This is a genomic window from Crystallibacter degradans (assembly GCF_012952295.1).
GTDB lineage: Bacteria > Actinomycetota > Actinomycetes > Actinomycetales > Micrococcaceae > Crystallibacter > Crystallibacter degradans.
Genome location: NZ_JABBCH010000008.1, coordinates 134,296 through 154,768 on the forward strand (window position 1 = coordinate 134,296; position 20,473 = coordinate 154,768).

Annotated in this window: 21 protein-coding genes and 1 riboswitch; of the genes, 11 read left to right on the top strand and 10 right to left on the bottom strand. The window is 64.7% G+C overall.

The features are described 5' to 3' along the window. Positions 1-8: 8 nt before the first annotated feature. Entirely contained in the window at positions 9-572 is a 564-nt protein-coding gene (locus tag HGO92_RS14210; RefSeq protein ID WP_169995904.1) for a dihydrofolate reductase family protein, read from the bottom strand. A 221-nt stretch (positions 573-793) separates the two neighbouring features. Between HGO92_RS14210 and HGO92_RS14215 the strand changes: the two genes are divergently transcribed. Next, entirely contained in the window at positions 794-1,780 is a 987-nt protein-coding gene (locus HGO92_RS14215; protein WP_169995906.1) for an aldo/keto reductase, read from the top strand. 15 nt (positions 1,781-1,795) lie between these two features. Here HGO92_RS14215 and HGO92_RS14220 read toward each other — a convergent pair whose 3' ends face one another. After that, positions 1,796-2,515, bottom strand: coding sequence for a PIG-L deacetylase family protein (locus HGO92_RS14220; RefSeq protein WP_169995908.1), 720 nt, complete (start codon positions 2,513-2,515; stop codon positions 1,796-1,798). Between the two features lie 256 nt (positions 2,516-2,771). Between HGO92_RS14220 and HGO92_RS14225 the strand changes: the two genes are divergently transcribed. Both HGO92_RS14225 and HGO92_RS14230 read left to right on the top strand, forming a co-directional pair. After that, positions 2,772-3,020, top strand: coding sequence for a hypothetical protein (locus HGO92_RS14225; protein ID WP_169995910.1), 249 nt, complete (start codon positions 2,772-2,774; stop codon positions 3,018-3,020). A gap of 65 nt (positions 3,021-3,085) precedes the next feature. Beyond that, a riboswitch (SAM riboswitch) is annotated at positions 3,086-3,205 on the top strand. 59 nt (positions 3,206-3,264) lie between these two features. Continuing rightward, entirely contained in the window at positions 3,265-3,771 is a 507-nt protein-coding gene (locus HGO92_RS14230) for a flavin reductase family protein (RefSeq protein ID WP_169995912.1), read from the top strand. A gap of 88 nt (positions 3,772-3,859) precedes the next feature. On the opposite strand, the gene HGO92_RS14235 is transcribed toward HGO92_RS14230, so the two are convergent. Next, complete coding sequence (locus HGO92_RS14235; RefSeq protein ID WP_169995914.1) at positions 3,860-4,786, bottom strand: LysR family transcriptional regulator; 927 nt, start codon at positions 4,784-4,786, stop codon at positions 3,860-3,862. Between the two features lie 123 nt (positions 4,787-4,909). Between HGO92_RS14235 and HGO92_RS14240 the strand changes: the two genes are divergently transcribed. The 3 genes from HGO92_RS14240 to HGO92_RS14250 are packed head-to-tail and all read left to right on the top strand — an operon-like array spanning position 4,910 to position 8,163. Further along, complete coding sequence (locus tag HGO92_RS14240) at positions 4,910-5,821, top strand: 5-dehydro-4-deoxyglucarate dehydratase (RefSeq protein ID WP_205834500.1); 912 nt, start codon at positions 4,910-4,912, stop codon at positions 5,819-5,821. A gap of 12 nt (positions 5,822-5,833) precedes the next feature. Further along, a complete protein-coding gene (locus HGO92_RS14245) occupies positions 5,834-7,150 on the top strand; it encodes a glucarate dehydratase family protein (protein WP_346768964.1) in 1,317 nt (438 codons plus the stop codon). Continuing rightward, positions 7,144-8,163, top strand: coding sequence for a 2-hydroxyacid dehydrogenase (locus HGO92_RS14250; protein ID WP_240974628.1), 1,020 nt, complete (start codon positions 7,144-7,146; stop codon positions 8,161-8,163). The genes HGO92_RS14245 and HGO92_RS14250 overlap by 7 nt, the downstream gene beginning before the upstream one ends. A 69-nt stretch (positions 8,164-8,232) precedes the next feature. Here the strand turns inward: HGO92_RS14250 and HGO92_RS14255 are convergent, their stop codons facing one another. The 6 genes from HGO92_RS14255 to HGO92_RS14280 are packed head-to-tail and all read right to left on the bottom strand — an operon-like array spanning position 8,233 to position 14,667. After that, positions 8,233-8,952, bottom strand: a complete 720-nt coding sequence (locus HGO92_RS14255) for a TSUP family transporter (protein WP_169995916.1) — start codon at positions 8,950-8,952, stop codon at positions 8,233-8,235. Continuing rightward, positions 8,949-10,007, bottom strand: a complete 1,059-nt coding sequence (locus HGO92_RS14260; RefSeq protein ID WP_169995918.1) for an ABC transporter ATP-binding protein — start codon at positions 10,005-10,007, stop codon at positions 8,949-8,951. Before HGO92_RS14260 ends, HGO92_RS14255 begins: the two co-directional genes overlap by 4 nt. After that, on the bottom strand, positions 10,000-11,085 hold the full coding sequence (locus HGO92_RS14265; RefSeq protein ID WP_169995920.1) for an ABC transporter ATP-binding protein: 1,086 nt from the start codon (positions 11,083-11,085) through the stop codon (positions 10,000-10,002). Before HGO92_RS14265 ends, HGO92_RS14260 begins: the two co-directional genes overlap by 8 nt. Then, positions 11,085-12,125 carry an ABC transporter permease gene (locus HGO92_RS14270; protein ID WP_169995921.1) on the bottom strand — a complete coding sequence of 347 codons (1,041 nt, stop codon included), beginning with the start codon at positions 12,123-12,125 and terminating at the stop codon, positions 11,085-11,087. The genes HGO92_RS14265 and HGO92_RS14270 overlap by 1 nt, the downstream gene beginning before the upstream one ends. A gap of 9 nt (positions 12,126-12,134) precedes the next feature. Continuing rightward, entirely contained in the window at positions 12,135-13,064 is a 930-nt protein-coding gene (locus HGO92_RS14275) for an ABC transporter permease (RefSeq protein WP_169995922.1), read from the bottom strand. A gap of 31 nt (positions 13,065-13,095) precedes the next feature. Further along, on the bottom strand, positions 13,096-14,667 hold the full coding sequence (locus HGO92_RS14280) for an ABC transporter substrate-binding protein (RefSeq protein ID WP_205834502.1): 1,572 nt from the start codon (positions 14,665-14,667) through the stop codon (positions 13,096-13,098). Between the two features lie 294 nt (positions 14,668-14,961). Here HGO92_RS14280 and HGO92_RS14285 point away from each other — a divergent pair, with 294 nt between their 5' ends. The 5 genes from HGO92_RS14285 (at position 14,962) to HGO92_RS14305 (ending at position 19,343) form a co-directional block, all read left to right on the top strand. Next, complete coding sequence (locus HGO92_RS14285; RefSeq protein WP_169995926.1) at positions 14,962-15,912, top strand: 2-hydroxyacid dehydrogenase; 951 nt, start codon at positions 14,962-14,964, stop codon at positions 15,910-15,912. A 32-nt stretch (positions 15,913-15,944) separates the two neighbouring features. Next, the gene (locus tag HGO92_RS14290) at positions 15,945-16,340 is read left to right on the top strand and encodes a universal stress protein (protein WP_169995927.1); all 396 of its coding nucleotides are present in this window, start codon (positions 15,945-15,947) and stop codon (positions 16,338-16,340) included. A 129-nt stretch (positions 16,341-16,469) separates the two neighbouring features. Continuing rightward, on the top strand, positions 16,470-17,288 hold the full coding sequence (locus HGO92_RS14295) for an IclR family transcriptional regulator (RefSeq protein WP_169995929.1): 819 nt from the start codon (positions 16,470-16,472) through the stop codon (positions 17,286-17,288). 137 nt (positions 17,289-17,425) lie between these two features. Then, positions 17,426-18,832 carry an aldehyde dehydrogenase family protein gene (locus HGO92_RS14300; RefSeq protein ID WP_169995931.1) on the top strand — a complete coding sequence of 469 codons (1,407 nt, stop codon included), beginning with the start codon at positions 17,426-17,428 and terminating at the stop codon, positions 18,830-18,832. A gap of 124 nt (positions 18,833-18,956) precedes the next feature. Then, complete coding sequence (locus HGO92_RS14305; RefSeq protein WP_205834503.1) at positions 18,957-19,343, top strand: RNA-binding S4 domain-containing protein; 387 nt, start codon at positions 18,957-18,959, stop codon at positions 19,341-19,343. 67 nt (positions 19,344-19,410) lie between these two features. Here the strand turns inward: HGO92_RS14305 and HGO92_RS14310 are convergent, their stop codons facing one another. Next, entirely contained in the window at positions 19,411-20,463 is a 1,053-nt protein-coding gene (locus tag HGO92_RS14310) for an alpha/beta hydrolase (RefSeq protein ID WP_169995932.1), read from the bottom strand. Positions 20,464-20,473 lie beyond the last annotated feature (10 nt).

The window sequence follows — 20,473 nt, forward strand, 5'->3', positions numbered from 1 at the left end:
TACCTCTCCTAGCGGACGGTATAGCGGACAGCGACACCGCCGGGCTTCAGGACCTCGGCGCTGTGCAGGACAAACTTTTCTCCGGCGGCCGACGGCGGATATACCGGCAGCCCTTCGCCGAGCACGGTGGGCAGCATGTGCAGGTACAACTCATCCACCAGCTCCTTGCGGAACAGCAGCCGTGTCAGCGTCAGCGAGCCCCAGACAATAACGTCGCCGCTCTCGGTGTCTTTGAGTTCGTGGATCCGGGCGGGAATGTTGTCGCCGATAACCTGCGCCTCGCCGTCGCCCCAGGGCGCCCGGTCCAAGGTTCTGGACACCACGTGCTTGGGCAGCCGGTTGATCGGCTCCGCAATGGGCTCCTGCTGCGGATCGGCGCCCGGCCAGTAAGCGGCGAACATCGAGTAGGTTACCCGGCCGAGCAGAATGGCCGAACAGCCCTCAAGCAGGCGGGTGTTGGCATCCATTATGGAAGTCCAGCCGCGGATCTGGTCCATAAACCGCAGGCCGCCGTCAGGCTCGGCCGCGTAGCCGTCCATCGTGGTGAACTGCTGGATAATGAGCGTGCCCATGATGGTCCTTCCTGCGCAGCCAGGCCACCGGCGTCCGCTGGCCGAATTGAGCGTCCCTCCATCACGTTAGTGTCCGCAGTCCGATTTGGACAGGGCCTTATAGCCAGGCCTTCTTCCCGCCCGGCCCTTCGCACCGGGGGAAGGAGCGGGCTGCCGGCGGCGCGTGCTAAGAAAGTAAGGACAGTTCCGGACGGGACAGCCCCAATCGACAGGACTCAACAGTGCAATCTCGCCGCATCGGCACCCAGGAAGTTGCCAGCATCGGTCTGGGCTGCATGAATCTCAGCCACGCCTACGGGACTCCGCCGCCGCGGGAAGCTGCTGCAGAATTGCTCCGGCATGCTCTGGACAGCGGAGTGGTTCACTTTGATACAGCGGCGCTGTACGGGGCCACGGCCAACGAGACGCTGGTCGGCGAGGTACTCGGTTCGCGGCGCGATGAGTTCTTCCTGGCCAGCAAATGCGGCATGACCAGTGTTGACGGCAAACGTGTGATCGACGGCCGTCCGGAAACGCTCAAAGCCACCTGCGAGGACGCGTTGCGCCGGCTCCGTACGGGCCACATCGACCTCTATTACTTGCACCGCTGGGACCAGGACATTCCGATTGAAGACAGTGTCGGTGCCCTGGCCGAACTGGTCCAGGAAGGCAAGATCGGCGGAATCGGCCTGTCCGAGGTTTCGGCGGCAACGCTGCGGCGGGCACATGCCGTCCATCCGATTGCCGCGCTCCAGACCGAGTACTCTCTCTGGAGCCGCAATCCCGAGCTCGGCACGCTGGCCGCGTGCGCGGAGCTCGGCACGGCCTTCGTCGCGTTCAGCCCGCTGGGCCGCGGCTTCCTTACCGGCAAGATCCGCGACGTCGCAGCGCTGCCGGAAACGGACATCCGACGCGCGATGCCGCGCTTCTCCGCCGCGAACTACCCGCGGAACCTTGAGCTCCTGGATCAGTTCGCGGGACTGGCCGGGGAAGCCGGCTGCACTCCCGCCCAGCTGGCCATCGCGTGGCTGCTGCACCAGGGCGAGCACGTCATCGCGCTGCCGGGAACCACCGGCGTTCCCCACCTGGACGAGGATCTGGCGGGCGACGCCGTCGTCGTTAATGAGGAGGTGCTCAAGCGCGCGGACGCGCTGATTAACGAGCAGACCGTCCACGGCCCGCGCTACAGCCCCGCTATGCAGGCCGACGTCGATACCGAAGAATTCTAGACCGCGAAGGCCGGGCTAGAACCGGTACAGCTCGAACCCGACCCGCCGGGCTGCGGCGTCGGGACCACCGGTGGTCAGCTCGATCTGGCGCCGGGCCTGGGCTTCAACGGGCTCCGGGCTCAGCGCTTCCAGATAACGCCGGTGTTCGCTCAGGGACCGGACTGCCCGTTCAATGCTGTCCTCGTCGACGTCGAGCCAGTGCGTGGGGTGCATGGAACACACGCCCACCCAGCGCACGCCGGCGTGCGGCGGCAGATCTTCTGCGCTGAGCTCGGGGAAGATCCACTCGTTGGCCGCGTCCGCTACCGCGTCCATGACAGCTGTTCCCAGGTTGCGGTGGTCGGGAGAATTCCAGCTGCCCGGGCCCCAGGTTTGGCCGAAGTTCAGGGTGATGATGCCGTCCGGCCGGTGCCGGCGGATGGCGCGGGCGATATCCATCCGCAGACCTAGCGTGTTCTCGATCCTGCCGTCCGCGTAGTCCAGGAACTCCAGGTCCTCGACGCCGACGTGCCCGCACGCCCGGCGCTGTTCCTCGGCACGGAGCACCGTCGCCTCCTGGGGATCAAGCCCCGCAATGCCTGCTTCACCTCGCGTCGCCAACACGTAGCCGATGCTCTTGCCCGCCATTGTCCACTGGGCGACGGCCGCCGCGGCCCCGTACTCCGGATCATCCGGGTGGGCCATCACCACCAGCGCCCGCTGCCAATCACTCGGCATTTCCGACGACGTTTCCATAGCTGCCTCCCCCGTACACGGGCCGCTGCATTGGCCCGATGACTGTTGTTTCACCCAGCGTAGCCGCGACGGCAAGGCCGGCACCTTGATAACGGCGCAATCTCGCGTCTACGTCCGGAATCTCTTTCCCATTACGGTCATTGTCGTCGGGAAGCCGCGTCCCTACCATGGAAGAACCTCAGTACCCGTCCCTGCGGGACACCACGAACCACAGCTTTCCCTTCATCCGCGCACGTCTCACGCCCAAGGATCTGCCGTGAAAAATCTGCCCCGCCGACTGGCCATGCGTACCCTGGCCGCCCTTGACCTGCACTGTGCCCGCTGCGACTCGGTTGGAGAACACCGCCTGGACAAGCACCTGGGCAGAGCCGGAACCCAAGTCTCCCCAATCGTCCGGGCGCGGCAGTACGTGCTGGTTTGCGCCGCCTGCGGCGTAGCCCAGGAGCTGACGGAACAGCAGAAAAGATCAGTCCTGCACTACACAGCCCACCCCGCGACGGCCTGACCGCGCGTTACGTCCTATTGCCTTGGCTTGACCCGCGGCCCGTCAAGCTCTTAGCGTGATAGTTGAATCATGAGCGCCAACATCAAGCCCTGGCTTGTTGGCCGGCAACCCTCTCGTGCGTAGCGGGGTGCTCCAGGTGATGATTCGGCCTTACCGGAAGGACACCGGTTCGGCAAGTACCGCGTATCCGCCCCACGCGATGAGCCGGGCCAACGGATCCGCCTGATGGCAAAGGACAACCGCGATGCCCCTGACTGACGACCTGCAGCCCGACACCCTCCGCAGCGCCTTCGGCCGCTTCCCCTCCGGCATCGCTGCCTTGTGCGCCCTGGTCGACGGCGAGCCGCAGGGAATCGTGGCTTCTTCCTTCACCGTCGGCGTTTCCATGGACCCGCCGCTGGTGATGTTCGCGGTGCAGAACACCTCCCGCACCTGGCCGGTAGTCCGCCAGGCCGACCGGATCGGCGTGTCCATCCTCGGCGCCGGGCATGACGGCGTCTGCCGCCAGATAGCCTCGAAGACCGGGGACCGCTTCGCCGGCCTGCCCCTGCACTCCACGGACGAAGGCGCCCTCTTCCTCGAGGAAGCCGCGCTGTGGCTGGACTGCTCCGTGGAGCAGGAAGTCCCCGCCGGCGACCACCATGTGGTGCTGCTGCGCGTCCACGGCCTGACCACGCACGACGGCGCCCACGAACCGCTGGTCTTCCACGGATCCACCTTCCGCCGGCTCGAACAACCCGCCTACATCTGAGGAACTGTTCCCAACCAACGACGGCGGACGCTTGGCTTCCAAGGACCGGCGGCGGATCGCGCCAAGCAGCAATCGTGCCAGGCTGGGCCTAGGCGGCGCCGGCGGCTGACGGTTCGTCCAGGTTCCCGTCCAGCAGGCTCAGGAGCTTGAGAACCGCCGGATTGGTATTGTTCTCGTTCCACGCCACCTCAAGGTCTACGCGGTTCAGCGCTTGCGTACCGCGGGAGCCTTCGATCTCACGGAACCGCACCCGCGGCGGCGAAAACGCCCGCGTCGACGCCGGAACCAGCGTCACGCCCAGGCCTGCTTCCACGAAGGCCAACAGGGCCGGAACCTGGCTGGCGTACTGGGTGATCCGGGGCTCCGCACCGGCACTGGCAAACAGCCGCAGCACCAAGTCGTGGAAGTAGCGGGCCTCGCTGGTCGAGTACATCATCAAAGGCTCACCGCTCAGGGCCTGCAGCGGCAGGGACTCCGCCTCCTCCAGCAACGGGCTCTCCTCGGGCAAGGCGATCACCAGGCGGTCCTGCATCACCGGCCGTGAGACGATGCCGGGTCGGGCAACAATTGGCCGAAGCAAGCCGATATCCACCGTGCCTTTGACCAGTCCGTCCATCTGGTCCGTGGATACCAATTCGCGCAGCAGCAGGGAAACGCCTGGCTGATCCTCGGCAGAGCGTCTGAGAAGTCTGGGCAGCGCGCTCTGGCCGGCTATGGCGGTGTAGCCAATAGTGACGGCGCCGGCGTCACCTGTTGCCACTCGCTGGACGTCCAGCTGGGTTTTGATTGACAAGTCAAGGATCAGCCGGGCACTGGGCAACAGGGTCCGGCCCGCGGCGGTCAGCTCGACTCGGCGGCTGGTGCGGTCGAAGAGCTGCGCGTGCAACTCCTTTTCCAACAGCTGGATCTGCCGGCTCAGGGGCGGCTGCGTCATGTTGAGCCGTTCGGCTGCAGCACCAAAGTGCAGCTCCTCGGCTACTGCAATAAAGGACTCCAACTGGATCAGCGTAAACATCAATGCGCTCCTTGTATTGTTCTGTGCCTATTTTAGCTTGGACGCGCATCGATGACGGCACTTATCGTCAGAGTAGTGCAGGCGACAACGAAGCGCCGGTCCTTTAGCTACCAAGGAGATTAAATGATGCTTGACGGTGTGCTGTTCTTTCCTATTACCCCATTCGCCAGCGACGATTCCGTGGATCACGGCGCCCTCAAAGAACATCTGGAGCATGGGCTGAAATTCGGGCCGGGCGGTATCTTCATCGGCTGCGGGACCGGCGAATTCCATGCCCTTTCCTTGGCCGAACTCTCCGATGTGGTGACCACCGCTGTTGCGACGACGGCGGGCCGGGTACCGGTGTATGCGGGAGCCGGCGGCGCGCTGGCCCTCGCCAAGGAGCAGGTCCAACTGGCGGAATCGGCTGGAGCCGACGGCATCCTGCTCTTCCCCCCTTACCTTGTTAACAGCCCGCAAGAGGGTCTGGTGGCATACGTCAGGGCCATCGCCGGGGCCACATCGCTGCCGGTCATCGTCTACCACCGCGCCAATGCCCGATTCACGGAAGCCTCCGCTGTTGAGATTTCCCGCATCATCAACGTTGCGGGCCTGAAGGACGGCGCCGGAGACATCGACCTGATGGCGCGCATTGTCCGCGCCGTCAAGGATGAGCTGGCGGGAACAGGCAAGGACTTCCAGTTCTTCAACGGCCTGCCCACAGCCGAGGCCTCCCAGCAGGCTTACCGCGCCATCGGCGTAACGCTGTATTCATCCGCCACTTTCGCATTTGCGCCGGAACTCTCGGTCGCCTTCTACCAAGCGCTCGAAGACGGCGACGAAGAGCGTCTTGCCCAGCTGGGCCGGGAGTTCTTCCACCCGCTCGTGCGGCTGCGCGATTCGGTGCCGGGCTACGCCGTCGCCCTGGTCAAGGCCGGTGCGGCACTTGGTGGGATCCGAAGCGGCCATGTTCGGCCGCCGCTGACCGACGCCCTGGAACAGGACCGCGAAGAGCTCAAGCGTCTCCTGGCCGCCGGCCGGGCCCTTCTGGGCTAAAGGACGTTCCCCGTGAGCGAATCGATATTGGACCAAGCCACTTCCGTGCTGGCAAACCTCGGCCAGGCCGCTATTACCGGGGTAACCGTCACCCCCGTTGCCTTCAAGGACCCGCCCCTGCTCAACACGGTGGGCGTACACGAACCATATGCCCTGCGGGCGATCGTCGAGGTCCACACGGACGCCGGCGTCAGCGGACTAGGCGAAACCTACGGCGACGAGGCGCACTTGGCGCGGCTCCACGCGGCTGCCCGGTCCCTGCCGGGCACGGACATCTTCAACATCAATCAAATGCGGGCGAAGGTTGCCGCAGCGCTGGCCTCGGACACCAGCCAAGGCGGCCACGGGATGAGCGGGATGGTCACCGGGTCCAGCACCACGGATCGCGTGCTCTCCCCCTTCGACGTCGCGGCCTTGGATATCCAGGGCAAACTGCTGGGCCGTCCCGTCAGTGACCTGCTCGGCGGCGCTGTCCGGGAGGCCGTCGATTTCAGCGGATACCTCTTCTACAAGTGGGCCGGGCATCCGGGCGTTGAGGCGGATTCCTGGGGTGAAGCGCTGGACCCGCAGGGCATCGTCGAGCAGGCCCGCCGGCTGGTCCGGGACTACGGATTCACCGCCCTCAAGCTCAAAGGCGGCGTGTTCGAACCCGATCAGGAAATTGCCGCCATCAAGGCACTGCGTGCGGAATTCCCCGGCCTGCCGCTGCGGCTGGATCCGAATGCGGCCTGGACAGTTGAGACGTCCATCCGCGTGGGCCGCGAGCTCGACGGCGTCCTGGAGTACCTCGAGGATCCCACACCGGGCCTCGAGGGCATGGCCCAGGTCCGCCGCGAGGTAGCCATGCCGTTGGCCACCAATATGTGTGTGGTCAGCTTCGCCGACGTTGCGCCGGCAGTAGCCGCCGGAGCTGTGGACGTCATCCTCTCGGACCACCACTTCTGGGGCGGATTGCGCCGCTCGCAGGCCTTGGCGGGGATCACGGACACCTTCGGTATGGGGTTGTCCATGCATTCGAACTCGCATCTGGGCATCAGTCTTGCGGCCATGGTCCAGCTGGCCGCCGCTACCCCGAATCTGGACTACGCCTGCGATACGCACTGGCCTTGGAAGGATCCGGAGGAAGATGTCATTCTTCCCGGTTCGCTGGAGTTCAAGGACGGAGCCGTCGCGGTTCCCACGCTGCCGGGACTGGGCGTGGAACTGAACCGGGACCGACTGGAGAAACTGCACCGGCAGTACCTCGACTCCGGGCTGCGCAGCCGCGACGACACCGGTTACATGCAGCGGATCCATCCGGCCTACGAGCTCAAGTGCCCGCGATGGTAACGATCCAGGAAGGCACCGCAATGGAGCGGCCGCTGAACATAGTGGTCACTGACCCGATCATCAGCCGCTTCGAAACGCAGCTAAAGCACGACGGCGGTGCGCACCATTGGCAGATGGCCGCGGCTTGGGATGCAGCGCGGCAATGCAAAGCCATCGCCGACGCGGATGTGGTGGTCTGTTCGGCTCTTTCCGCGGAGCAGGCAACCGGAGCCTCCCGGCTGCAACTGGTCCACGTTACCGGGGCAGGTTTCGACAAGATTTCCCTCGACTCGCTGGCCCCATCGGTGGCCGTGGCCAACACCTTCCATCATGCCCGCCCCATTGCCGAACACGTCCTGATGATCACGCTGATGCTCTCGCGCCGCGTCCTGACGGCGGACCGCGAGCTTCGCGCCGGGAACTGGCAGACCATCGCCACCAGCACCGACGTGCCGTTCCATCCGACGCTGGAGTCCATGGTGCTGGGCTTGGTGGGACTGGGCTCAATCGGCACCGAAGTAGCCCGCCTCGCGGAGGCGATGGGCATGACGGTACAGGCAGTCCGCAACAATCCGGCCGCAGCACTGCCGGAAGGCCTGCATCCGGCGTGGGTGGGCGGTCATGACGAGCTGCCCAAGCTGCTGGAGACTTCCGACGTGGTAGTCGTGACCGTCCCTTTGGACGCTGCCACGTATGGGCTGATCGGCGGCGCCGAAATCGCCCGGATGAAGCGCTCGGCCTTCCTGATCAACGTGGCCCGTGGACCGGTAGTGGACCAGGCTGCGCTGTACGACGCTCTGGCGGGCAACCGCATCGCGGGAGCCGGGATCGACGTCTGGTGGGGAGCACCCGTGAAGGGCAACATTCCGCCGTCGGACTTTGCGTTCGAGACGCTGCCGAACGTCGTCGTAACGCCGCACTACTCCGGCCACGCGCGCGTGACCTTCGAGCGCCGCGCCGCCGACATTGCGGCAAACATCGCCAATCTCGCCGCGGGACGGCCGCTGTTCAACATAGTGCGCGCCGCCGAATAGAACGACGACCGCGAGGCAGAGGCCTGGTCCCGGTAATTGCTTGCCGGGGCCAGGCCTCTGCCTTGGCTATCAGCCCAGCAGCAGCCGCCCCACCAGCAGGACCGCGCCGAACCCGGATGCTGCGAGTGCGATGAGCCGCAGCCGGCGGCGGTCCAGGAAACGATTGGTGTAGCGGGAGACGAGGTATCCGGCGAGGGCGGCTGGCACCATCCACGCTGTCAGGACGATGACTTCGGACGTCACTTGGCCGGCGGCTACAAGTGCGACCAGTGAGACTGCTGACCCGATCATGAAGAAGGCGCTCATGGTGCCACGCAGCCGGGCGCCTTGCTGTCCCTGCCAGATAAGGGCCATGGGAGCGCCGCCGATCGACGTCGAGGTTCCCATGATGCCAGAGGCTGCCCCCGCGGCGATTAGGTTCACCCGGCCCGGAAAGGGTGCCCAGCCGAAGAAGGCCAGCGCGACTCCCGTTAGGACGGCTGCGGCGACCAGCCAGGCCAGCCCTTCGGCGGGGAGGACCACAACCAGCCAGGCTCCCATCAGGCTGCCCGGAATCCTGCCCACCAACGCCCAGCCGGCGCCCTTAAGATCAAGATGGGCCCGTTCCCGTGCAGTGACTATGGTGGTCAGCAGAAGGGCCAGGATGATAATGGTTGCAGGCAATAACGCAGGGTTTACCAGTGCAATGATTGGGGCGGCGAGCATGCCCATGCCGAAGCCGATCGAGGACTGCAGACCGGCTGCAGCAAAGATGGCTACGGCTATGAGGACGTACTCCGGCCAGGTCACTGAGCTGGCGCGGGGTCCGGGGCCGGGTCCGGGTTGCGGACCTTGATCGTCTCCAGCGGGAAGTGGCATTCGGCGGCGTGTGACGCGTCTTCGGGGGCGGGGACGGTCGGAGGCAGCTGCTCGGCGCAGATGTCCTGGGCTTTCCAGCAGCGGGTCCGGAAGCGGCAGCCTGAGGGCGGGTCCAGCGGCGAGGGTATTTCGCCCTGCAGGATGATCCGGTTGCGCTCCGCGCCAGTGACATCCAGCTTGGGGGAAGCAGACATCAGCGCGGCCGTGTACGGGTGGCGGGGACGGTCAAAGACTTCCTCCGTGACACCGGTCTCGATGATCCGGCCCAAATACATCACGGCCACCCGGTCCGCGACGTGGCGGACCACGGACAGATCGTGCGAGATGAACACATAGGCCACCCCGAGCCGCTGCTGCAGGTCGTTGAGCAGGTTCAGCACCTGGGCCTGGACGGAGAGGTCCAGGGCCGAGACCGGTTCGTCAAGGATGATGACGTCGGGGTTCAGGGCCAGCGCGCGGGCGATGCCGATGCGCTGGCGCTGGCCGCCGGAGAATTCCTGCGGAGACTTCTTCGCGTCCGAGGGCCGCAGCCCCACCATATGCAGCAGTTCGCGGACCCGGGCATCACGTTCACGCGACGTCCGGTAGAGGTCCTTGTGTGCCCGCCACGGCTCGGAGATGATCTCTCCGGCGTTCATGCGGGCGTTCAGGGACGCGAACGGGTCCTGGAAGACCATCTGCACCCGCCGACGCCAGGCCAGCAGCTCCTTGCCGCGCATCCCGAAAGGGTCCTGTCCGTCGAAGCGCACGGTCCCGGAGTCCGGCCGCTCCAGCATCATCAGGGTCCGGGCCAGCGTGGACTTTCCGCAGCCGGACTCGCCCACCAGCCCCAGCGTTTCGCCGCGCTCTACCGAGAGGCTGATGCCATCCAGGGCACGCAGCCGGCTGTTGCCCGAGGGACCTTTGGGGACGTGGAAGGTCTTGGTGACGCCCTCGACTTCGAGCAGGGTGCCGGTCCCCTGCGGCCGGGTCAGTGTTTCAGTCATTGTCCAGCTCCTCGCTGAAGTGGCAGGCTGCCGCCCGCACGGTGACAGGCAGTGCCGTGGCTGTGGCAGGCCGGGTGGAATGGCTGCCCGCGCTCCCGCCGTCGTCGTTGATTGGTAGCAGTTCCGGGCGCTGGGCCCGGCAGATCTCCTGCACCATCGGGCAGCGCGACTGGTATACGCAGCCGGGCGGGATGTTGTGCAGTTCGGGCGGGCTGCCGGGAATGGAGTTCAGCTCACCGCCACGTTCGGCGTTGACCGGCACTGACTCCAGCAGGCCCTTGGTGTAGGGGTGGCGGGGGTTGGAGAAGACATCGGCCACGCGCCCGGTCTCCACCACATTCCCCGCATACATGATCGCCACGGTATCCGCTTCTTCGGCGACAACGGCCAAGTCGTGGGTGATGAGCACTACCGCCATGTCGCTTTCCTCGCGGAGACTGCGCAACAGGGCCATGATCTGGGCCTGGACCGTGACGTCCAGGGCCGTGGTCGGCTCGTCCGCGATGAGCAGCCGCGGATTCAACGCCACAGCCATCGCGATCAGGATCCGCTGGCGCATGCCGCCGGAGAACTGGTGCGGGTACGCGCTAACCCGGGACTCCGGCTCCGGGATGCCCACGCGTTTCATCAGCTCAATGGCCTTTGCCCTGGCCTGCTTCGCGGAGAGTTTATGGTGGATCCGGAAGGCCTCGCCCAGTTGCGTGCCCACCGGATAAACCGGGTTGAGGGCGGTCAACGCGTCCTGGAACACGATGCCCAGCTCCGGCCCGGCGAACTTCCGCCGCTGCCGCGGACTCAACGCGGCCAGATCCGTCCCGTTCAGGACAATCTCGCCGCCGGTCACGTCCGCGATCGGATCCAGCAGCCCGGCAACGGCCTTGGCCGTCATGGACTTGCCGCAGCCGGACTCGCCCAGCAGCGCCAAGGTCTCCCCCGCTCGGGCTTCGAAACCCACATTGTCCACGGCCCGCACCGTGCCGCGGCTGGTGCGCAGGTCCACGGTCAGTCCCTCGACTTTCAGCACCGTGGTGCCGGTCTGCCCGGCCGCAGCCGGCGAGGCCTGGGTGAGAGCGCTCATTACTTCGACTCCTCGGTCTTGACAGGAATGCGGGCGATCAGGCGTTTGCGCGGCAGCGCCAAACGCCAGCGCTGTGCCGGATCGGTGGCGATCCGCAGCCAGGCCGCCAGCACGTTCGCGGCGATGGTAGTGATTACGATGGCCAGGCCGGGGAAGATGGAAAGCCACCAAGCGGTCTGCAGATACTGCCTGCCCTGGGCCACCATCAGCCCCCAGCTCACGTCAGGCGGCTGGATGCCGATACCCAGGAAGCTCAGGGAAGACTCGGCCAGCATGACGTAGCAGAACTCCAGCGTGGCCAGCGTCAGCAGGGTCGGCAGTACCACCGGGATGACATGCCGGCCGATGATGGCGTTGGGCCTGGCACCGAAAGTACGCGCCGCGTCCACGAAGGTCCGGCTTTGCAGCTCGGCCGACTCGGCGCGGGCGGTACGCAGATAAATCGGAATGCGGGTGATCGCCAGAATCAGCACAATGTTGGCGACGCTGGGGTTGAAAACATAGAGAACAACGACGGCGAGCAGCAGCGAGGGGAAGCTCATGATCACATCGGCGATGCGCATGGACACGGTTTCACGCCAGCCGCGGTGATAGCCGGCCCACACTCCCCAAAGGGAACCGATGATCAACGCTATGGCGACGGCGGGCAGCGCCACGGAGATAGTGGTCCGGGTGGCCACGACCAGGCGGCCGAGAACACTGCGTCCGAGCGAGTCGCTGCCGAGGAAGTACTCCCAGCCGTTGGCCAGGGTGAACGGTGCCTTGTTCGCGAACATGAGGTTCTGTTTGGTAGCCAGGTCTCCCATCAGCATGGGGCCGAAGATCGCCACCAGACCGACGAAGACCAGCACGACGGCGGCGACGGTGGCGAACTTGTCCCGTAGCAGCAGCCGGAAGAGGCTGAGCTTCTTGTCCGAACTGCCGGCTTTGGCGCCCTTGGGGTCGCTGCCGGACGGCGGAGAATCCGGGAGGGTGGTGTCAGGTTGTGCGGCGTCAGCGTGCGGCGGCTGCTGGCCGGAGGCGGTGATGGGCGTGGTCATGGGTTCCTCCTACGCCTTCACAGTGGCCGGGCGGACGCGTGCATCCAGCAGCGCGTAGCCCAGGTCAATGAGGATGTTCAGGACAAAGATTGCAATGGCGGTCAACAGGACCGCTGCCTGCAGGACCGCGAAGTCGCGCTGCAGGATGGAGTCGATCATGAGCTTGCCGATGCCTGGCCAACCAAAGATGGTTTCCACCACTACCGCGCCGTTGACCAGGCCCACGGTCAGATCGCCCGCCACGGTCAGCGCCGGGGCGGCGGCGTTGCGCAGTGCATGGTGGGTGACCACCCGCACGTCGCCGGCGCCCTTGCTGCGGGCCAGCTTGATATACGGTTCGGACAACGCGGACACCATGGCGCCCCGGACAATCTGGACCAACACACCAAACGGCCGCAACAGCAACGTCGCGATGGGCAACACCCAGGCCGACGCACCGCCGACACCGGAGGTCGGCAACCAACCCAGCGTGATGGCAAAAATCCAGATGCCGACAATGGCGAGCCAGAAGTCCGGGATGGAGGCCGCGGCCATGGAGACGAAACTGGAGATACGGTCGGCGATGCCGTTGGGCTTCAACGCTGCCCAACAACCGACGATCACGGCCAGGACGATGGCCAGCACCATGGTAGTGGCGGCCAACTGCAGGGTGGCCGGGAAAGCCCGCAGCGCCATGGCGGCCGCGGACTCCCCCGTCCTGAGGGACTCACCGAAGTCCAACCTGAGGACCCCGCCGAAGTAATCGGCCATCTGTGTCAGCAGCGGTTGGTCCAGACCGTGGCGGGCGGTAAAGTCCGCCCGCATCTGATCTGTGGCGTTCAACGGCAAGTACAGGTTTGCCGGATTACCGGTCAGTCGGGCAAGCGCGAACACTCCCACGATCACAGCCACCAACGGCAACGCGCTGGAGAGGATTCGCTTTCTCAGGTAGACCAGCATGGTTTCGTTCCTCGTTTCCCTGCTGTCGTTTTCAGCTCGCCGGTGTCATCTCGGTCAGGCGCAACTCGTCGCCCGAGGATGAGTTCGGCGTGTAGTTGATGGCTGCGGACTTGCCCAGGATGCCTGTCTGATGGGCGATGGTCGCGAACTGCACAACGTTCTCATTCTGGTAAGTGAAGATATCTTCGTAGGCCTGCTGCCGGTCAGCGCCGGAAGTCTTGCCTGCTTCAAGCAGCCGCTGGTCGAACTCATCCGTTCCGAAGGAGCTTTGGGCACCGTCGCTGAGCATGTACTGCTCAACGGTGAAGGCGGCGTCACCGGCCTGGTTGCCGTGCTGGATCAGCAGCGCGATCGGACCCTGGTCCTCAACGAATGGCCGGATCTGGTACTGCAGGTGCTGCGACGTTTCGGTCATCTTCAGCTCAACGTTCAGGCCTGCCTGGGCCAGCTGTTCCTGCAACACCTGGGACAGCTCGGTGACCTTGGGGAACTGCGCGTTGCGGGCTACCAGGGTGATCTTGGTATCGACCGGCACGCCGTCAGCCTTGGCTTCAGCGACAAGCGCCTTAGCCTTCTCAAGATCGAAAGGCCAGGCCTCCAACGATGCGTTGTGTCCCACGACTCCTTCAGGGATCAGCTGAGCTGCAACCTTGTCCTTGTTCTGGTACAGGCTGGCGACGATGCCTTCCTTGTCGATGGCGTAGTTGATGGCCTGACGGACACGGATATCATCGAGCGGTGCCGTATCGCCACTGAGCCGCAGACCGATCGTCTCGTTATTCGGGTAGTTCACGCCGAGATCTCCGGCGCCGTCATCCGGTCCCAAGCCCATGGCAATGTCGGCTTCGCCGCTCGTTACCATGGCCGCGCGGACAGTGCCCTCGCCACGCCACTGGTACTCCGCCTTGGGGAAGGCGGGCGCCTCGCCCCAGTAACCGTCCCAGGTGCTCAGCGTGATCTTTTGGCCAGCATCCCACTGCTCGATCTTGTAGGGACCGGTGCCGATCGGTTCCCGGACTTTCTCGGTGTCGCTGGTGGAAGTCGGCACTACTTCGAGGAAGGACAACCGCAGCGGAAGAATGGGGTCCGGTTCCGGCGTCGTGACGGTCAGTGTTGTAGCGTCTACTGCCTCGACCTCCAGATCGGTGTCCCCGAAGACGTACCCTTCGACGTTGCAGCCGAGGTCGGAGTTAACAGCGCGGTCAATCGTGTACGCGGCCGCTTCCGCATTGAAGTCGGTCCCGTCCTGGAACTTCACATCATCGCGAAGCTTCAGGGTCCATTCGGTGTCCGAGGTCGCTTCCCACTCGGTTGCCAGCAGCGGCTCGAGTTCGCCGGTAGTCGGATTGCGCTCGATAAGGGGCTGGGTGACGTTGGACCGAACAACCACACCGGTCGAGGTCAGGTTTGCTTCGCAAGCCTCCAAAGTGGGCGGCTCTTGCTGCAGGACCACGCGGAGGGTGTCCGACGCGGCGCCGGCGGTAGCACCGGCGGTGTCCTCTGAGTTGGCTACGGAGCAGCCGCTCAGAAGCAAAGCGGACCCGGCAACGACGACGGGTATCTGCAGCCTGAGCTGCCGTTTGGCGGATGGTGAAGAAGACATCATTGGATTCCTTCGGGTCTAAGCACTGCACTCGGTTCGTTGTCTACGTATGAAGCTCACGTCTGTGCTGGTGATCATCAGCTTGTGGCCCCGAACGCCACCCGTCAAGAAGCACTTTTTCTGTGAACGGCCGCCAAAACGGCACCCGGCCTTGACATTGCCTGTGATCCAGCCCACTGTTCCGCATGATTCCGGGGATTTTTGCGTCAGTGTCCCTATCAATGCGCCCAGCGTATTGATTCATGCAATTTCCGAGTTGGACGCGCATCGATTCGCATCATTACTGTCCAACTCATGACGACAACCAAAGCAGTGCTGCAGGTAGGTCCATTGATGCCCGCCGTTCAGGATTCGATCACCACCGAGTACGGGGCCGTACGCCTGCCGGACAACGCAGATGAGCGTGCTACGTTCCTCGCAGCCAGAGGCGCTGAATTCGGCGTCGCCGTGACATCGGGTCGATTCGGTGTAGGCACTGAACTCATGCAACATCTGCCGAACCTGCGCGCCGTGGTGAACTTCGGCGTTGGCTATGACACCACCGATGTGGCCCAGGCTGCCGAGCGCGGGATCGCTGTCAGCAACACCCCGGACGTTCTCAATGACTGTGTCGCCGATACCGCCCTCGCACTTTACCTGGATGTCCTCCGCAGGATCAGCACCGCGGACCGATATGTCCGTCGAGGCGATTGGCTAAGCAAGGGCAACTTCCCGCTGGCAACCAAAGCCAGCGGGAAGCGCGTCGGCATTGTCGGCCTCGGCCGCATCGGCAAAGTCATCGCGCGCCGGCTGGAAGGCTTCGATTGCCTCATCTCGTACCACAACCGCCGTCCCGTCGACGGCGTCCCATACGAATACCGGGACTCGCTCATTGATCTCGCCCGGGACTCCGATGTCCTCATCGTGGCGGCCGCGGGCGGGCCCGACTCCGCCGGACTGATCAACGCAGACGTTATCGATGCCCTGGGCCGCGATGGATACCTGATCAACATCGCCCGCGGTAGCGTGGTCGACGAGACCGCCCTCGTCGCCGCATTGGCCAAGGGAAAACTGGCCGGCGCCGGACTCGATGTCTTCGCCGAAGAGCCCAAGGTCCCCGTGGAGCTACTGGGGCTGGATAACGTCGTCGTCCTCCCGCATTTGGGCAGCGGCACCCATGAAACCCGCGCCGACATGGCACAACTGACCCTGGCTAACCTCAAGCGATTCCTGGACGACGGCACCTTGGAAACTCCCGTCCAATAACCTCCCGCATCCACCAGCAAACAGGAGTAGACATGAGTGTTGCCGTTGGCTTCGTTCCCACCGACGAAGGACGCATTGCGCTGCAGAGTGCAATTGATGAGGCTGCCCTCCGCGGCACCAATCTGAGGATCCTCGGCCCCGCTCAAGCGGAGAATACGCCGGCCGCCCAGGCAGAACTGGCGGTAGCCCTGAAGCGAGCCGCGGACCTTGGCGTACAGGCAGCGGTCCGGGACATGGAGGGCGACGACGATCCGGGCGACCTCATCGTTGACGTCTCCTTTGAAGACGACGTCGATCTGGTCGTTATCGGTGTCCGCCGCCGTTCCCGGGTGGGCAAGCTGATTCTTGGCAGCACAGCCCAGCGGATCATTCTCGAAGCCGGGTGCCCCGTCCACGCGGTCAAACCCCCAGTCGGCCCGCGCGGCTGACGGAGCCTCTGCCGGACCCGCCGACAGCTTCCGCCCCTCCTAGTCTGTCTGCATATGAAGACGACTGCGCCAGACCAACCCTTTCCGCTAAAGTATCGTCAACGGTCATCTTCACGGGAAGGAGCCCGCATGAGCGCACCTTCGGCGGCACCAGTTCGGGCGAGTACGACGCCCCTCAGCGGCATTCGTGAAGTGAAGTCTGCGGCACGAACTGTGGAAGTTCTTGAGTTCCTTGCTGCACGGCGCAACCAGCCAGTGACCATCCGGGAACTCTGCGAGCAGCTGTCCGCGCCGCGCAGCAGCATCTATGCACTCCTGCGCACTCTCACTGACCTGGGATGGGTCCGTACGGATCCGACCCGATCGATGTACAGCATCGGTATCAGGGCACTCCTCGCCGGCACCACCTATCTGGATACGGATCCGCTGTTGCGAATCGTGCAGCCGCACCTCGAGGAGCTCGGCAAACGCCTGGGCGAGACGGTGCACTACGGCAGGCTGGATGGCTCCGACATGGTCTATCTCGCCACGCAGGAATCCCCCGCTTACGAACGAAAATCCAACCGCGTCGGCCGCCGGCTTCCGGCTTATGCAACATCGCTTGGCAAAGCGGTGCTGGCAAACATTGGCCCCGATCTGGAAGCCCACTTGCCGGAGAAGTTGCTGCCCTTGACTCCGCACACCATCACCTCGCGTCGAAGGCTCAAGACAGATCTGGAGGCCAGCAGGAAGCGGGGCTACGCCATCGACCACGAAGAGAACACCCTGGGCTTACGCTGCTTCGGGGTCGGTCTGAACCTGGATGACGGTGGCGGCGACGCCTTAAGCTGTTCGGTACCCTTAGAGCGTCTGACCCCGCCCCGGCAGCAAGAAATCGTGGCCGAGCTCATTGCGACTGCAACAATCATGCGAAAAATCGTCCGCAGTCTCGACGGCCTGCTCCGCTAACTCGACAGCCCGCCCGGCCCCGACGGGACGCGACACCGTGACCGGTTTCACAAAATCGGCCTTTCGCGACATGATTACAGCATGGCCGGAAATAATGTAATTTCCGGCGTGCCGTTGATCAGATAGGAGCCCTGGCCGTGACAGCTACGACCAACACCGCCTCATCCACGAAGACCGCTTACCGGGTGCTGAATCCGGCCACTGGTGAGGTGGTTGAAGAATTCCCGACTGCCACCGACGCGGATATCCAGGACGCACTCGCGGCAGCCCAGGAAGCCTTCCAGTCCTGGAAGGACGTGCCGATCACCGAGCGCGCCAAAGTGGTAGCCCGCATCGCGGAGCTGTTCACCGAGCGCGCCGACGAGCTGGCCGCCATCATTACCGAAGAAATGGGCAAGCCCATCGGCGAGTCCAAGGACGAAGCCGAGTTCTGCACGGACATTTTCAACTACTTCGCCACTGAGGGCCCGAGCCTCGTGGCGGACCAGGAGATCAAGGCCATCGGCGGTGGCCGCGCCATGATCCAGAAGCTCCCCGTCGGACCGCTGCTCGGCATCATGCCGTGGAACTACCCGTACTACCAGGTGGCCCGCTTCGCCGCGCCGAACTTGATGCTCGGCAACACCATCGTCCTCAAGCACGCGGAGAACTGCCCCAAGTCCGCCTTGGCCATCCAGAAGATCATGGACGACGCCGGCCTGCCGAAGGGCGCCTACGTTAACGTCTTCGCCACGCATGACCAGGTTGCGGAGATCATTGCCGACCCGCGCATCCAGGGCGTCTCCCTGACCGGTTCGGAGCGGGCCGGTGCTGCCATCGGCGAGATCGCCGGCCGCAACCTCAAGAAGGCCGTCCTCGAACTCGGCGGCTCGGACCCGTACGTGGTCCTGGACTCGGCCGACATCAAGGCGGCCGCGGGTCAGGCGTGGGATACCCGGATGGAAAACACCGGCCAGGCCTGCAACTCGAACAAGCGCATGATTGTCATGGAGGACATCTATGACGACTTCGTCGCCGAACTGACCGAGCGCGCCAAGAACATGAAGCCCGGCAACCCGGCCGAGGGCGCCGAGAATACCTTCGGCCCGCTTTCGTCGCGCGTCGCAGCGGAAGGCCTCGCTGAACAGTTGAAGGATGCGGTGAACAAGGGCGCTAAGGTCCACGCCGGCGGCGAGCTGGTGGACGGCCCGGGCTCTTACCTTGCTCCCACAGTGCTGACCGGTGTGACCAAGGAAATGCGCGCCTACAAGGAAGAGCTCTTCGGCCCGGTCGCCGTGGTCTACAAGGTCTCCAGCGACGAGGAGGCCATTGCCCTGGCCAACGACACCGACTACGGCCTCGGCGGTACCGTCTTCTCCACCGATGAGGAACGCGCCCGCAGGATAGCCCAGCGCCTGGAGGTCGGCATGGCCAACGTCAACGGCGTCGGCGAGGGTGCGGACATTCCGTTCGGCGGCGTCAAGCGCTCCGGCTTCGGCCGCGAACTCGGCCCGCTCGGCATGGATGAATTCGTCAACAAGCGCCTCTTCTACATCGCCGACTGACACCGTCAACGGGCAAATAGAGTACGACGCCGGCACAAGGGTGGGCCGAAAAACTCACCCAAGTGCCGGCGTCGTACGTTGCTGCTGCCGGCCTTTTCTGCGTCCGATAAACTGAGTGACCATCATGAGCATCCCCACAAGCAGTCCGAAGTCAGTACGCATCGACGCCTGGCTGTGGGCCATCCGCGCCTACAAAACGCGCTCCGCCGCTACGGCTGCTTGCCGGGCTGGGCATGTGCGCCTGAACGGGAATCCAGCCAAGGCCTCCCAGGCCGTGGTGCCCGGCGATACCCTCCGGGTGCGCCAGCCGGGCTACGAACGCATTCTCGAAGTCCGGCAGCTGATCGCCAAGCGCGTCGGGGCCGAAGCCGCCTCGCACTGCTACACCGACCACACGCCGGAGCGGCCGCCCACGCCGTCGCTCCGCATCCCGCAGCGCGACCGCGGCACCGGCCGGCCTACCAAGAAGGACCGCCGCGAACTGGAGCGGCTCCGCGGCCACCGCGGCTGAGCAATGTGACGATTCTCCGCGACCCGCTGCCACCCGGCGCGTTCCACCTCAGCCACTGCCACCCAGCTCAAACGGTCTTGCGCCGCAGGAAGTCCACACTCCGGGACAGGACGAGCTGTGCGGCCCTGCTGTCCAGCTTGAACTGGTATTCGTGGCCGAGTGCCGGCTCGTACCCGGCCGGGAAAAACAACGTCTCGATGTCGGCTCCTTGGTCGCTGAGCGCTTCGGCAAGCGCGAGGGAATGCGGCAGCAGTGGATCCGCGTTGCCGGCGGTCACAAACGCGGGCGGGAAGTCCGCTCCGACACGGCCGGTGATGGACGCGAGATCCACCTGCGGCATGGCCAGGTAGTTCCTGGAACCGGTGTAGGCCCACATCACCGTCCGCAGGAAGCCGTTGCCCATGCCGCCCTTGGCGCTTTTGATGGACAGATCGAACCCGCCGCAATGCAGCAGCACCGCACGAAGTTCCGACAGACGGATGGGGGCGGGGATGCCCAGCTTCGCAGCGTAGTCGGCATCGGTGATCAGCAGCGCAAGTTGGGCGGCAATCTGGGCACCGGCGGAATCGCCGGCCAGCACCAGCCGTTCCGCGTCCACCCGCAGCCGTTCTGCATGCTGCTGCAGATAGGTCAGGGCGGCAGCTGCTTGGCGGACGGGTTCGGGGTATTTCTGCGCCTGGGCCAGAGAATAGCCGACGCCAACAGTAGTAAAACCGTAAGAAGCAAGGATCCGCAGGTAGTTGGCCACGTCCTCCTTACTCCCGGAAACCCAAGCCCCGCCATGAAGCCAGACGATGGTCGGCAGCCCCCGGGCTGTGTCGGCACGATCCGGATAGTAGACGTCCAGGTAGGCGCTGTCGCTGCTGTCCAGATACTGCTCATGGAGGACCTCCGAAATGCCCTCCGGCACGTGCCTGGCCATCTCGCGCGAGACCCGGCGCCAGTTCCGGTCGAACATAGTCCGGATCAGCAGTACGGCCGGCTTCGGACTAACCAGGCTCCAGGAAAACAGCGACACCACCAGTGCGCCAAGCACACCGGCGACGACGGCGAGAACCCGTAAACCTGACGGCAGCCGCCGGGCTACGGCCGCCTGGAGGGAGAGTTCATCCGCACTCATGCTTCATTAT

Bases quoted from the DNA above. Each gene is read 5' to 3' on its own strand.
- HGO92_RS14290 (WP_169995927.1), top strand. From the start codon at position 15,945: ATGAGTGTTGCCGTTGGCTTCGTTCCCACCGACGAAGGACGCATTGCG.
- HGO92_RS14210 (WP_169995904.1), bottom strand. From the start codon at position 572: ATGGGCACGCTCATTATCCAGCAGTTCACCACGATGGACGGCTACGCG.
- HGO92_RS14280 (WP_205834502.1), bottom strand. From the start codon at position 14,667: ATGTCTTCTTCACCATCCGCCAAACGGCAGCTCAGGCTGCAGATACCC.
- HGO92_RS14235 (WP_169995914.1), bottom strand. From the start codon at position 4,786: ATGTTTACGCTGATCCAGTTGGAGTCCTTTATTGCAGTAGCCGAGGAG.
- HGO92_RS14305 (WP_205834503.1), top strand. From the start codon at position 18,957: ATGAGCATCCCCACAAGCAGTCCGAAGTCAGTACGCATCGACGCCTGG.
- HGO92_RS14220 (WP_169995908.1), bottom strand. From the start codon at position 2,515: ATGGAAACGTCGTCGGAAATGCCGAGTGATTGGCAGCGGGCGCTGGTG.
- HGO92_RS14285 (WP_169995926.1), top strand. From the start codon at position 14,962: ATGACGACAACCAAAGCAGTGCTGCAGGTAGGTCCATTGATGCCCGCC.
- HGO92_RS14270 (WP_169995921.1), bottom strand. From the start codon at position 12,125: ATGACCACGCCCATCACCGCCTCCGGCCAGCAGCCGCCGCACGCTGAC.
- HGO92_RS14295 (WP_169995929.1), top strand. From the start codon at position 16,470: ATGAGCGCACCTTCGGCGGCACCAGTTCGGGCGAGTACGACGCCCCTC.
- HGO92_RS14310 (WP_169995932.1), bottom strand. From the start codon at position 20,463: ATGAGTGCGGATGAACTCTCCCTCCAGGCGGCCGTAGCCCGGCGGCTG.
- HGO92_RS14230 (WP_169995912.1), top strand. From the start codon at position 3,265: ATGCCCCTGACTGACGACCTGCAGCCCGACACCCTCCGCAGCGCCTTC.
- HGO92_RS14265 (WP_169995920.1), bottom strand. From the start codon at position 11,085: ATGAGCGCTCTCACCCAGGCCTCGCCGGCTGCGGCCGGGCAGACCGGC.
- HGO92_RS14275 (WP_169995922.1), bottom strand. From the start codon at position 13,064: ATGCTGGTCTACCTGAGAAAGCGAATCCTCTCCAGCGCGTTGCCGTTG.
- HGO92_RS14250 (WP_240974628.1), top strand. From the start codon at position 7,144: ATGGTAACGATCCAGGAAGGCACCGCAATGGAGCGGCCGCTGAACATA.
- HGO92_RS14240 (WP_205834500.1), top strand. From the start codon at position 4,910: ATGATGCTTGACGGTGTGCTGTTCTTTCCTATTACCCCATTCGCCAGC.
- HGO92_RS14260 (WP_169995918.1), bottom strand. From the start codon at position 10,007: ATGACTGAAACACTGACCCGGCCGCAGGGGACCGGCACCCTGCTCGAA.